This window comes from Flavobacterium sp., assembly GCF_027484945.1.
Classification (GTDB): Bacteria; Bacteroidota; Bacteroidia; order Flavobacteriales; family Flavobacteriaceae; genus Flavobacterium.
The window spans coordinates 1-13414 of record NZ_JAIXRZ010000020.1 but is presented as its reverse complement, the minus strand read 5'-3'; the positions used below and the strand labels follow the sequence as shown (position 1 = coordinate 13414).

Annotated in this window: 8 protein-coding genes; 3 read left to right on the top strand and 5 right to left on the bottom strand. The window is 38.6% G+C overall.

Annotated features, from left to right (window positions below):
- The first annotated feature begins 2 nt into the window (after positions 1 to 2).
- Complete coding sequence (locus Q0039_RS03040; protein WP_297508872.1) at positions 3 to 1175, top strand: beta-ketoacyl synthase N-terminal-like domain-containing protein; 1173 nt, start codon at positions 3 to 5, stop codon at positions 1173 to 1175.
- 3 nt (positions 1176 to 1178) lie between these two features.
- Here the strand turns inward: Q0039_RS03040 and Q0039_RS03035 are convergent, their stop codons facing one another.
- A complete protein-coding gene (locus Q0039_RS03035) occupies positions 1179 to 1664 on the bottom strand; it encodes a regulatory protein RecX (RefSeq protein WP_297508869.1) in 486 nt (161 codons plus the stop codon).
- A 105-nt stretch (positions 1665 to 1769) separates the two neighbouring features.
- Here Q0039_RS03035 and Q0039_RS03030 point away from each other — a divergent pair, with 105 nt between their 5' ends.
- Positions 1770 to 7040 carry a hypothetical protein gene (locus tag Q0039_RS03030; RefSeq protein WP_297508867.1) on the top strand — a complete coding sequence of 1757 codons (5271 nt, stop codon included), beginning with the start codon at positions 1770 to 1772 and terminating at the stop codon, positions 7038 to 7040.
- 59 nt (positions 7041 to 7099) lie between these two features.
- Here the strand turns inward: Q0039_RS03030 and bioB are convergent, their stop codons facing one another.
- Positions 7100 to 8185 (bottom strand): biotin synthase BioB, encoded by a 1086-nt coding sequence (gene bioB, locus Q0039_RS03025; protein ID WP_297508864.1) that lies wholly within the window; start codon positions 8183 to 8185, stop codon positions 7100 to 7102.
- 68 nt (positions 8186 to 8253) lie between these two features.
- Positions 8254 to 9177, bottom strand: a complete 924-nt coding sequence (locus Q0039_RS03020; RefSeq protein ID WP_297508860.1) for a bifunctional riboflavin kinase/FAD synthetase — start codon at positions 9175 to 9177, stop codon at positions 8254 to 8256.
- 133 nt (positions 9178 to 9310) lie between these two features.
- On the opposite strand from Q0039_RS03020, the gene Q0039_RS03015 reads away from it, so the two are divergent.
- Positions 9311 to 12082 (top strand): reprolysin-like metallopeptidase, encoded by a 2772-nt coding sequence (locus Q0039_RS03015; RefSeq protein WP_297508858.1) that lies wholly within the window; start codon positions 9311 to 9313, stop codon positions 12080 to 12082.
- A gap of 69 nt (positions 12083 to 12151) precedes the next feature.
- On the opposite strand, the gene pth is transcribed toward Q0039_RS03015, so the two are convergent.
- The gene (pth, locus tag Q0039_RS03010) at positions 12152 to 12718 is read right to left on the bottom strand and encodes an aminoacyl-tRNA hydrolase (RefSeq protein WP_297508855.1); all 567 of its coding nucleotides are present in this window, start codon (positions 12716 to 12718) and stop codon (positions 12152 to 12154) included.
- 144 nt (positions 12719 to 12862) lie between these two features.
- Positions 12863 to 13414: 50S ribosomal protein L25/general stress protein Ctc (locus tag Q0039_RS03005; protein ID WP_297508852.1), on the bottom strand; the 552-nt coding region annotated here is incomplete at its 5' end.

Sequence of the window (13414 nt, the reverse complement as noted above, 5' to 3'; positions counted from 1 at the left end):
CTTTGCAATATCAAAAACTTCATGTGAAACACCGTATCTCCATAACCGCTATAGCTACTGTATCGCCTTTGGGTTCAACTAGGGAGATTATTCGTAAAGCCTATACTTCACATGCTCTAACTATGCAGAGGCAATGTTTTGGCGAAAAGGAGTATTGGGTGGCTCCATTACCTGAAGAAGAGCAAAAACGGCTTGATCAATTGCGCCATTCCGATGCCAAATACAAAAATTTAGATCCTACCGTAATTATGGCTTTGGATGTCAGTCGCCGTGTAGTTGCGCAAGCAGGATGGCAGGCGGGGGATGCAATCGGAATCAATATTGGATCCTCGCGTGGAGCAACCCATTTATTAGAACAGTACCATCACGAATTTATAACTACAGGTTCAACCGCAACACTAAGCTCTCCAACTACCACATTGGGGAATGTGTCCAGTTGGGTAGCCCATGACTTAAAGTCGGCAGGACCCGAAATTTCGCACTCGATTACATGTTCAACTGCCCTTCATGCCGTATTGAATGCCGTTGCTTGGCTTGAATCGGGAATGGCAGATCAATTTATTGCTGGAGGGAGTGAGGCCCCTTTGACTGCTTTTACGTTGGCTCAAATGAATGCGATAAAAATTTATTCACGAGAAACCGACGGATTTCCTTGTAGAGCTATGGATTTAAATAAAATACGCAATACAATGGTCTTGGGAGAAGGAGCGGGTGTAGTAGCATTAGAGCGCGATAACCCCAATGCAATTGCTTACATAACGGGAGTTGGTTTTGCTACCGATAATTTGGAACATACAATTTCAATTTCGGAAGATGCGGTTTGTTTTCAAAAATCCATGAAAATGGCTTTAGGCGATTTGCCATTATCCGAAGTGGATGCTATTGTTATGCATGCTCCGGGAACCATTAAAGGCGATTTATCCGAATATAAAGCAGTTCAAAAAGTATTTGGTGAATCGATGCCGCTGTTAACCACAAACAAATGGAAAATTGGGCATACTTTTGGCTCTTCCGGTTTGTTAAGTATTGAATTGGCGGTTTTGATGCTGCAGGAACAAACATTTTTCGGAACACCTTTTAGCGAATCCTTTACCCTTAATAAACCAATAAAAAATGTATTGGTGAATGCTGTAGGTTTTGGTGGTAATGCGGTAACCTTGCTGATTTCGTTATAAAATTTATTGTGATAATCGTTCTAATTCGGTTACTTTTTCAAGTATTCGATCGGTTTCCCACCCTTTACGCAATAGATAATCACAAAATTTCTTTTTCTTTTTTAATGGATTGGGTTCCCGAATCTGTTCCCATTGATGTTCGGCCAAAAGATCAAAAGTAGCGTCATATTCATCGGAGTTAATTTCTTTCAGCGCTTTTTGAATTAGAAAATCAGAAATTTGACGTGCTTTCAATTCATTTTTAATACGCAATTTACCCCACTTTTTTTGGTGAAATTTACTAACCGAAAACAATAGTGCAAACCGTTCCTCATTCAAGTAGTTATTTTGCAATAAGGAAACGATTAATTCCTCCTTTTCATCATTGGAAAGGGAAAATTCCCTAAGTTTTTGTGCTACATCGGCATGACAGCGTTCCTGATAGGAACAATAGTATTCCATTTTGGACACAATTTCTTTAAAAGAAAGTGATGAATTTGAGTGCAGCATGCAATGTTTTAAGTGATGATTTGTTAATAATTTAGTATTACAAAGCTATTGAATTTCTGTTATTTGGATGTATTTTTAAAAGCTGAAAAAAAATGAAAAAATCGCATGAAATTAAGAAAGTTAATTTTCATAATATCCATTTTTGTATCAAGTCAACTATGGGGTCAAGCATTTAATGTTACCTACCCATTTACCAACGTTACTACAACTTCCGGAACAACTGATCCAACTGCAGTTCCAACAGCAACGGGTGTCACTTTTGGTTCATTTTCATCGGTTGGAGTATCAGCTAATCCTAATGCAGCCGCTCGTTTTTCATATATCGCATGGGATACCGGAGCTATTAATGGTTCTGATGTTTTCTCTGGCGCAATTAACACCGCAAAATATTATCAAGTAACTATTACTCCTCAAGCGGGTTATCAAATAGATATTAATTCAATTGCATTTACCTCGCAACGTTCAGGGACGGGAATACGGCAGTATGCGGTTCGCTCATCACTGGATTATACCACCAATTTACCTGCAAGTATTTCACCCGCAAACGCCAATTTATCTGTGGTTGGCACCAATGTTTTTCAAGTTGTAGATGCTTCAACAGGAGCAAATTCAGGTAATTTAATCACGTTAGGCACCGCTTATAACGTAATAACTGGCCCAATTACCTTTCGTTTTTATGGTTGGAATGCTGAGGCCGGTGGAGGTACTTTTAGTATTGATAATGTAATCATTGATGGCGTTGCTTCAGCCTCATGTTTGCCCCCTGCTACACCTTCGGGTTCAATTTCAGGAACAACACCTGCCTGTTCATCAACATCATTGACTTTTTCCGGAACGGCGACTTCGCCGGTAGTACATTATTGGCAATCCACAGCAACAGGAACATCAACAGCAAATAATGCGGCTTCACCGCTACTGGTTACTTCCTCTGGAAATTATTTTGTACGTGCCTATGATCCTACTTCGGGTACAGGGTGTTGGTCTGCATCGGCTGTTGGGCCTTATGCAGTAGTCGTAAATCCTCCGGTTTCGATTACATCGCAACCCGTAAATCAATCGATAGCAGCAGCGCAAAACACTACTTTTTCAGTTGGGGCAACCAACGCTACGTCTTATCAATGGCAAGTTTCCACCGATAATGGGGTGAATTGGGTAAATTTAACCAATACGGCGCCCTATAGTACGGTCACTACAGCGACAATGAATGTTACAAATGCAACTTTTGCCATGAATGGCTATCAATTTCGTTGTGTGCTAGGAGGTACTGCTCCCTGTTCGGCGGTCAACTCAAATGCTGCCGTACTTTCTGTGGTTAATGCAATTAATACGATAGCCGATTTAGGTACACAAGTAACTCCAGCATTTGTTCCTCAAGCCACTTTGGATCATGTATTATTTAAGTTTCAAATTAGTTCGACAGTTACCACTAGTTTGCAAGGAATTGCCAATGTAGTAACAGCGGGCACCTATCTCTCAGCGGATGTATTGAATTTAAAAGTGCGCTATTCAATTGATAATCTATTGGATGTCGCAGACATTACATTAAGTACATTAACGAGTCCAGGAACTGCAGGAGTTAAAACGTTTCCTGCTTTTACAGCACAGTCGATAGTTGGTGGAACAACAGGGTATATTTTTATAACGGCAGATATTTCAGCTACAGCTGTAGTTGGAAACACGCTGTTGTTAAATGCAATTACTACGGCTAATTTAATTTTTTCAATAGGCGCCAAAACCGGAACAACAACCAATGGTGGCTCACAAACTATTGCACCACAAGCACCTTTACCTCCATCAACTTTAACAAAAGGGTGTACATCCAATTCTTCCCAAGAACTAGTTTGGTCAGCCCCAGCTAGTGGCCCTTTTGATGGCTATATTATCGTGGCAAGGGCAGGGGGCTTAGCTCCAGAACCAGTTGGAACTATTGTGGCAACTTCTCAAACATTCAATACCGATTTTTCTTTAGCGCCAACTTACGGAAGCTTGGCTCCTTTGTCTAGGGTTGTCTATATCGGCACGGGGACTAGTGCCACTATCACGGGTTTGACGCCAGGAATTACCTATGTTTTTGATCTATATACGTATCGTTCTAATGGTCCTAGCCATTCCGTCTATTCTACTACTTCAAAAACATTAACGCAGCTTATAGGATTAAACAATGTATCTAATGCATCGAGCACTGCAGGTAACGGTTCTGGATTAATTCAATGGGCAAATCCTAATACTGTATGTTTTGATCAAGTACTTCTTGTAGTAACCAATTCTTCGGGAATTTCTTTTACTCCTTCTGGTGATGGGAGTGCCTACACCGCAAATCCCGTTTTTTCAGCTTTTAATCAAGTGCTGTATAATTCGAGTGGAAATACTATAAATATCACTGGATTGACCAATGGTGTGACGTATTATTTTGAAATTTTTGTTCGAATAGGTTCTCAATGGAGTTCGGGTGTCGAAGTTGCATGTACACCACAAAATATAGTGCCTACAGTTTTAAAAACAGGCGATTTGCTATTAATTGCCTACGATAATACGGTGACTGGAGCCGATGATGCTATCCGTTTACTGAGTGTGGTTGAAATTAATCCTGGCACTCGTTTTTTATGGGCTAATGCAACGTATGAAACGGGAGGAATGCCTGCTGCAAATGTAAGAACAGACAAATGGTATAGTTGTATTGCTACTCCCGACGGGAATGTGCCGTATTTGGAATTTACTTATAATGGATCAATTCCAATTCCTGCAGGTTCGATTTTTTGTATTACAACCGCTAGCGTTGGAACCGGATCAACAATTACGGCCGTTGATAATTTAGGTTCAAGTTATGCCAATTTTTCTATAGTTGGTAAAACTGCAGATGGGGCTTTACTCCCTAGTCATGGGAGTGTCAATGTGTCTAGTAGTTCTCCGGATTCAATGTTTTTATTACAAGGCTATTTTTCCTATAATATAACGGGATCAACATTTGTTGGAACCATACTTTCTGGGGTTCAAGATGGTGGTTTGTGGTATAATTTATCAGATGACTTAACTGCAATTAGTGGGATTAACTTTAGAAAATCCCGTAAACATCCACAGCTTATTTGTGCCTCTATGCAAGCCAACACGGTTACAGGAGCTTACGAGGTTAGTTATAATACAAGTTCTTCTGTTTATACCATAGGGAGCAAACCGTATTTGATTAATTCTATTTTAAATTATACGACGAATTGGTCGATAGGTTTAGGAACTTGTCCTGCAATCTCCCCATTTTCTATTGCTATATCCGATTCTTTTAATAAGTGGACGGGTTCGGCTGGAACGAATTGGTTTGACTGTAATAATTGGAGTTTGCTTTCTATTCCCGATGAACTCACCGATGTGGTTGTAGATAATACAGCGATAAATGATGCTGTTGTGGATTATACCGCGCCCAATTCAGACACCTATTCTGATTTGGCAAAATGCAACAATTTGACAGTTTCTGGTCGTAAAGTTCAACTACAAGGGAATGCCTTGAATACCTTAAAAGTATATGGAAATTTAGCGATTAGTAATTCTGGAGTTGTGGATATGGATGATGCTAATTCGTCTACAATAGATGGTCAACTGTATTTGTATGGCAATTGGACTAATAGTGTTTCCAATGCTGCATTTGAAGAAGGAAATGGGACCGTGCATTTTGTGGGTAGTGCAGCACAAGTAATCAATGCAAATCTCCATTCAAATTTTGAGCAATTTTATTCTATAGTTTTAGATAATGATTTTAATACTGCGGTATCCAATAATTTATACGCATCAGGAAATTTAGAATTAAAAATCAATAAAATTTTGACTATTGGCACTGGAGATCATGTTTTTGCCTTTAAAAAATTGACAAACAACGGAGACATTATTGTCAATAATTCGGGTCAATTGGTGCAAGTGGATGATACTGATACGAATGATGGAGATTATACCGGAATGAAATTTCGATTAACACGAACTGCACAGGCCAAGCATTTCGATTATATTTATTGGAGTGCACCCACCCAGAATTATTTGGTTACCAATTTGCCAACCGATTATCATTATTTTTGGAATCCAACGTATGCCAATACTAATGGGACACTAGGCAACTGGATTACCGCTACCGGAATGATGACTTCGGGCAATGGTTACATAGCTAGGGCCTCCAACAATGCCTCAGTGCCTGTTGCTTTATCGGCAACTTTTACCGGAAAGCCAAATAATGGTCAATTAAATGCCTCAATTAGTCGAGGCAATTATGATGGGGTCGATTATGATGCCGATTTAACCAACCCAGATAATGCGTTAACTACGCGCTACGATGACAATTGGAATTTAATTGGTAATCCGTATCCTTCTGCAATTGATGCAGAATCGTTTTTAGTGTTAAATCAATCGGTAATCGAAGGTTCACTTTGGATTTGGAAGCATGGATTAGACCCTACGTTTTCTACAAGTCCGTTTTACAACAACTATCTTTATAATTATAATCCAACTTCAGATTATATTAAGTACAATGGGTTGGGTTCAACAGAGCCCGATACATTTGCAGGCAAGATTGCCTCAGGGCAAGGGTTTATGGTAAATATGTTGCATACTGCCACTACACCCAACACCGTAACTTTTGCGAATAGTCTTCGAGCAGACGCATCCTTTATGCCCTATGATAATACCGATTTCTTTCGTTCCAATTGGTTAACAAATCAAAAACATCGAATATGGTTGGATTTTGTTAACACCACAACAGGATCAAAAGACCGTACTTTAGTCGGATATGCTTCAAACGCTACCGATGGCCGTGATTCATTATACGATTGTATTTTTAAATTAACAGGCGATTTAAGTATATATTCATTATTACAAGACGAACCCTTTACAATCCAAGGAAAAGGACTTCCTTTTACTGGTAATGATAGCATTCCACTGGGTGTTAATTGCAATGTAAACGGCACTTTTGATTTCGCGATTTATAAAACCGATGGATTGTTTTCTGGAGCCCAACCGATTTATTTAGAAGATAAAGCCACAGGTAATTTCCATGATTTAAAAGCGAGTCCTTTTTCTGTAGTCTTAAATAAAGGAACCTACAATGATCGCTTTGTGTTACACTTTGCACTTCCAGGTGGTAGTCTTTTGAATGCTGGCTATATTTTAACAGAAAGCGTTATTGCATCGGTGAATAACCAAGTAATTATGGTGCAGTCAGCACAAGAAGAAATTACAGAAATACAAGTTTTGGATGTGTTAGGCCGAACAATTTGTACTATTCAAGGTAATAATACTTCACTTGTTTTATCGACTCCCCCTTTAGCAATAAATAGCCAAACCGTATTTGTTAAAGTTAAATTAGCTTCAGGGATTATTGTTACCCGAAAAGTACTTTTATAAGTTATTATATCATTAAAAAAGTCCCGATTATTAGGGACTTTTTAAGTACTTTATTTAGTTTATTTTCCTTTAATTGAAGCCTTTACATTGCGTTCAATCGCGTGACCAGGACGTGACCATTTTGGTTTTTCTCCTAGAGGTTGGAATTGAGAATCTTCTGCTTCTACGGTTTTGGGTTGCATTACCTTGATAAATGGTTTTTGCGGCTGCAATCCGAGTATTTCAAACATTTTCATGTCTTCATTAACATCGGGATTTGGGGTAGTCAATAATTTGTCGCCTGCAAAAATGGAGTTTGCGCCAGCAAAGAAACACATGGCTTGACCTTCACGAGACATTTCAGTTCGTCCTGCAGACAAGCGCACTTGGGTTTCGGGCATCACAATACGAGTAGTCGCTACCATGCGAATCATTTCCCAAATTTCAACCGGCTTTTCATTTTCCATAGGGGTTCCTTCTACAGCGACCAATGCATTAATGGGCACCGATTCCGGTTGAGGATTTAATGTGGCTAAAGCAACTAGCATTCCTGCTCGATCTTCAACGCTTTCTCCCATTCCAATTATACCTCCGCTACAAACCGTAACATTGGTTTTTCGAACATTTTCAATAGTTTGAATACGGTCTTCAAATCCACGGGTTGAAATCACTTCTTTATAATACTCTTCAGAGGTGTCTAGATTGTGGTTGTAAGCATACAATCCTGCTTCAGCTAGTCGTTGCGCTTGGTTTTCGGTTAACATTCCCAACGTACAACATACTTCCATGTCTAATTTATTAATGGTACGAACCATCTCTAAAACTTGATCAAACTCGGGACCATCCTTAACATTGCGCCACGCAGCTCCCATGCAAACGCGCGATGATCCAGATGATTTGGCGCGTAATGCTTGTGCTTTTACTTGATTAACCGACATCAAGTCATTTCCTTCAATATCGGTGTGGTAACGTGCTGCTTGAGGGCAGTAACCACAATCTTCAGGGCATCCCCCCGTTTTGATTGACAATAAAGTTGACACCTGAACTACATTAGGATCGTGGTGTATACGGTGAACTGATGCGGCTTCATACAATAAGTCCATTAAAGGTTTGTTGTAAAGCGCAATAATTTCTTCTTTAGTCCAATTATGTCTAATTTCACTCATGGTGTGAACGATTTTTAAGTGTTTCAAAGGTAACGATTTCCGTTGGTTTTGCAATACTGCTTCCCCAGCTATTGAAAGTAACGAATAGCCGTTTCTTTATCTGCGGTTATCTGGGATTTAAGTGCGTCTAGATGTTCAAATTTTTGTTCTGGGCGAATGTATTCCAATAATTCAATAGTAATTTTTTCATCGTAAATGGAGGCGTTAAAATCAAATAAATGAATTTCAACATGTTGCGATTGTCCATCTACTGTTGGACGCATACCAATATTCATAACACCTTCGTAGGTTTTATTTTGTAGCGTAGCTTGTGCAATATAGACCCCGTTGCAAGGAATTAATTTATCAAGAGATGTAGGGTTTATGTTGGCTGTTGGAAAGCCTATAGTTCGCCCCAATTGTTGCCCTTTTTTTACCGTTCCGGTTATGCAATAGGGATACCCTAAATACTGATTGGCAATTTGTATCGCTCCATTTTGAAGCGCATTTCTAATTTTGGTTGAACTGATTGTAATTTCATTGATTTCTTCTGCAGAAATTTGTTCAACATCAAATCCAAACTTTTCTCCAAATTCAATTAAATCGACAATAGTAGCGGTGCGGTTTCGTCCAAACCGGTGATCATAACCAATGATGATTTTTTTTATATTGAATTGCTTCACTAAGACGTTGCTTACAAATTCTTCGGCAGTTAGACGAGAAAACGCTTTGTCAAACGGATGAATAATTAAGTGCTCAATAGCACAACTTTCTAATAATTCAATTTTTTCTTCAATAGTATTCAGAAGTTTGAGGTCTGTTCCGTCTTGTAGCACCGTTCTTGGATGTGGATGAAACGTGAGTACCAAGCTTTCTAGGTCTAGTGATTTTGAAGCTTCGGTAACTTTAGAAAGTATTTTCTGATGCCCTAAATGAACACCGTCAAAGGTGCCTAACGTAACAACAGTTCCTTTAATACTCGAGAATTCCGATATGTTGAAATAGGTTTTCAATGCAAAATATGTGGCTGCAAAGGTAGGGCATTTTTATGTTTTAAAACAAAATTTGGTATGATTACACTCGTTTATTGCTGATTCTTCAAAAAAATACCTATATTTGTTAGCTATTATAACCAATCTAACTAAAATGAAAAAAAGTTTACTATTTTCTGTAATTTTCTTGAGTTTGGCCACCGCAAATGCACAATCCAATAGATATTGGGCTTTGACTGAAAAGCGTGCAGATATTGAAAGAGCCAAAGGAACGTTTAGAAGTACATTTCCTACACAGTATGATTTGTATACTTTAAACTTCAACCAAATTAAAACACAATTGTTTTCTGTAGTAGATCAGCCAGGCGCTACTTGTGTGATCACGTTACCTAATGCACAAGGTAAATTGGAAGAATTTGTTGTTAATGAAGCGTCTAATTTTGAAGCAGACTTGCAAGCGCAATTTCCAGAAATTCGTGCATTTTCTGGTAAGAGTAAGACAGATCCATCATCTTATATGAAATTAAGCATTAGTTCACGTGGTATTAAGACTGTAGTCTTTAGAGCAGGTGCTTCTAGTGAATTTATGGAGCCTTTTTCTGCGGATGGCTTAATCTATGTAGTGTATAGTAAAAATAATAATGGTCCCGCTCCATCTTGGAAATGTGATGTGAATGATGAGTTTGGAGGAATGACTTCTCCTTCCAACCGTAATTCAGGAAATGCTGCAATGGCAAGTAATGGCGTGTTGAAAACAATGCGTTTAGCTCAATCGTGTACAGCAGAATATTCTAATTATTTTGGTGCGACAAGTGCAGCACAAGTAAACTTAGTTTTGGCTGCATTTAATGAAACAATGACCCGTGCTAATGGATGTTATGAAAAAGATTTAGGGTTACACTTAAACATTGTGGCTGAATCAACAAATGTAATTTTCTACAATGCGGCTACCGATCCTTATTCTGCAGCGGCAGCTGGATCTGCTGGTGCATGGAATACAGAGCTTCAAAATACTTTAAGTACGCGATTAACAGGTGCTGGAACTGCATTAGCGGCTAATAATGCTGCTTATGATATTGGTCACTTATTTGGTGCTTCTGGTGGTGGTGGTAATGCAGGATGTATCGGATGTGTTTGTACCAATGATACGGCAAGTACAACCGATAAAAATAAAGGAAGTGCATATACCTCTCCAAGTGACGGTGTTCCAGAAGGAGATACATTTGATATCGATTATGTGGTTCACGAAGTAGGTCACCAATTAGGTGCAAACCACACGTTTACGCACGCCAATGAAGGTTCAGGTTATAATGTTGAGGTAGGTTCAGGATTAACTATTATGGGTTATGCTGGGATTACTGGATTCAACGCGGCTAATAATTCGATTGATTCGTATCACGTGTTATCGATTTCACAAATTCAAAATAATTTGAACACGAAAACATGTCCTGTTTCTACTCCGTTAGCTGGAGTGAATGCTACGCCTACTGCTACAGCGGGTGGAAATTTTACGATTCCTAGAAGTACACCTTTTATGTTGATAGGTACAGGTAATGATGCAGATGGAGACACGTTAACGTATAGTTGGGAACAAGTAAATGTTGACACAGCGGGTACATTTACAGCTGCAAATAGTGTAGCTGCAGTAGCTAAAGCAGGAGGTCCAAACTGGATTTCCTATACGCCATCCACTTCTCCAATTCGTTATTGTCCAACTATGGCTACTGTTTTTGCAGGAGGACAGACTACTGCTGGAAATGCTGGAATTAATGTTGAAGCTTTAAGTTCAGTTTCACGCGCATTAAATTTCCGTTTAACCGTTCGTGATAATGCTCCTTATGTTGCAAATTCTGAAGTAGGACAAACAGGTACTGCTAATGCAACAATTACTGTTGATGCAACGAAAGGACCATTAACCGTAACTTCTCAAAATACATCTGGGATCTCTTATAATTTAGGGTCTACACAAACCGTTACTTGGGCTGTTAACAGTACAAATACGATTACGGGAGGCGCTAATGTAGATATTTTACTAACTACAGATAATGGAGTTACCTGGAGTACATTGCTTGCTGCAACGCCTAACGATGGTTCGGTTGATGTAGTGATGCCATTAACACCAGCGGTAAATTGTCGTTTGATGGTTAAAGCAAGTAATAATATTTTCTTTAATGTGAACAGCAATAATTTTTCGGTTGGATATACGGTTACTACAACATGTAATACCTATACAAATACTACTCCTGTAGTTATTCCAGATGGCTTGGGTGCTAATACCCAAGGTGCTGCGGTTACAAGTACTATTTCAGTTCCAGCAACAGGAAATATTTCCGATGTTAATGTAACGATGAATGTAACCCATACCTATCCTCAAGATTTAGTTTTACAATTGGCGCATCCTAACACCACTACATTTGTAAATGTATGGAACAGAGCTTGTGCAGGAAACGATAATTTTAATATCACGGTTAGTGATGGTTCACCAGCATTTTCTTGTGTGGCTAATATGACAGGTACTTTTGCACCTTCTAGTCCGTTATCAGCGTTCAATAATTTACCTGCAAACGGTACATGGACTTTAGCGGCAGCGGATTTCTATAATGACGACACAGGAACAATAAACAATTGGGCAATTGAAGTTTGTACGTCTGTTGTACAATTAAATAATGAAACCTATACCTTGGATGGTTTTATGGTTTATCCTAATCCAAATAATGGTGTTTTCAACGTTAAATTTAACCCTGCATCAAACGATATTAATGTTTTAGTTCATGATATCCGCGGAAGAGAAGTATACAATAGAGCGTATACGAATAATGGAATGTTTGACGAAACGTTAAATTTAGGTACGGTTGAAGCCGGAGTATATTTGGTGACTGTAAAAGACGGTTCTAAAAAAGAAGTAAGAAAAATTGTGATTAAATAATTTTTCACGCTATAACCTAAAAAGCTCCCAAATTTGGGAGCTTTTTTTATTGGAGCCAATTTATAATTCTTATTTGCCGTTAAAATCGTTCATAGTGTTAGGTAATCCGGCAAGGATAAATGAATGTATAACCGCAGCACTAATTTCATAGCGTTCGGGTAATTTAGTTTTTTCTTCCTCATCCCATTCTCCCAAAACATAGTCTACTTGCTGCCCTTTTTTGAATTGGTCACTAATTCCAAATCGAAAACGAGCATATTCGGTAGTGTTGAGTAATAATTGAATATTTTTCAAACCATTATGCCCACCGTCACTCCCTTTTGCTTTGATTCGAAGCGTGCCAAAAGACAGGTTTAAATCATCAGTAATAATCAATAGATTTTCTTTTGGAATATTTTCTTTTTCCAGCCAATACTTTACGGCTTTGCCACTTAAGTTCATGTAGGTGTTTGGTTTGAGCAGAAAAACGCTACGCCCTTTAATTTTACAAACTGCCAGATCGCCTAACTTTGCAGTTTGAAAGGGAATACCTTCTTTTTTGGCAAAAAAATCGACAATTTTAAATCCAATGTTATGCCGGGTATTGCTATATTCTGCCCCGATATTGCCAAGGCCAACAATCAGAAACTTTTTCATAGGATCTGTATTTTCTAGTTTTGAAGGTGTTCGGAAAAAATTCTTCAACCAATTCATAGTTGCAAAAATACTTTAAAATTTTTCGTAGGTTCAAAAAAAAAGCATCGGAGATGTCCGATGCTTTCATTGTATATTTTGAAAAGATTATTTTTTCTTTCCTTTTGCTGCTGCCTTTTCTGCTTTTGCTGCTTCTTGAGCGGCTTTCATAGCAGCACGTGAAATCTTCACTTGACATACAACCGTATTGTCTGGGTGCATTAATTTGTAATTGTCGCTACCTAATTTAGTAACATACAACTTGTTCCCCATTTGCAATTCAGAAATATCTGCATAAACATAATCAGGAAGATTTTTTGGTAATGCTTTTACTTTTAAACGACGTAAGTTTAGGTTTAATACACCACCCAAAAGTACACCAGGTGAAGTACCCGTGATTTTAACAGGAACTTCCATAACGATTTCTTTATCGGCATTTAATTCGTAGAAATCGATGTGTAGAATAGCATCAGATACCGGGTGGAATTGGATATCTTGTAAAATAGCATTATATACTTTACCTCCTAAATCAATCGCAACTGTGTGCGCATCTGGAGTGTAAACTAAACTTTTGAAAGCTTTGCTTTCTGCTTGAAAGTGTACTGGTTGTTCTCCTCCGTAGATTACGCAAGGAACCATTCCAGCATCACGTACGGCCTT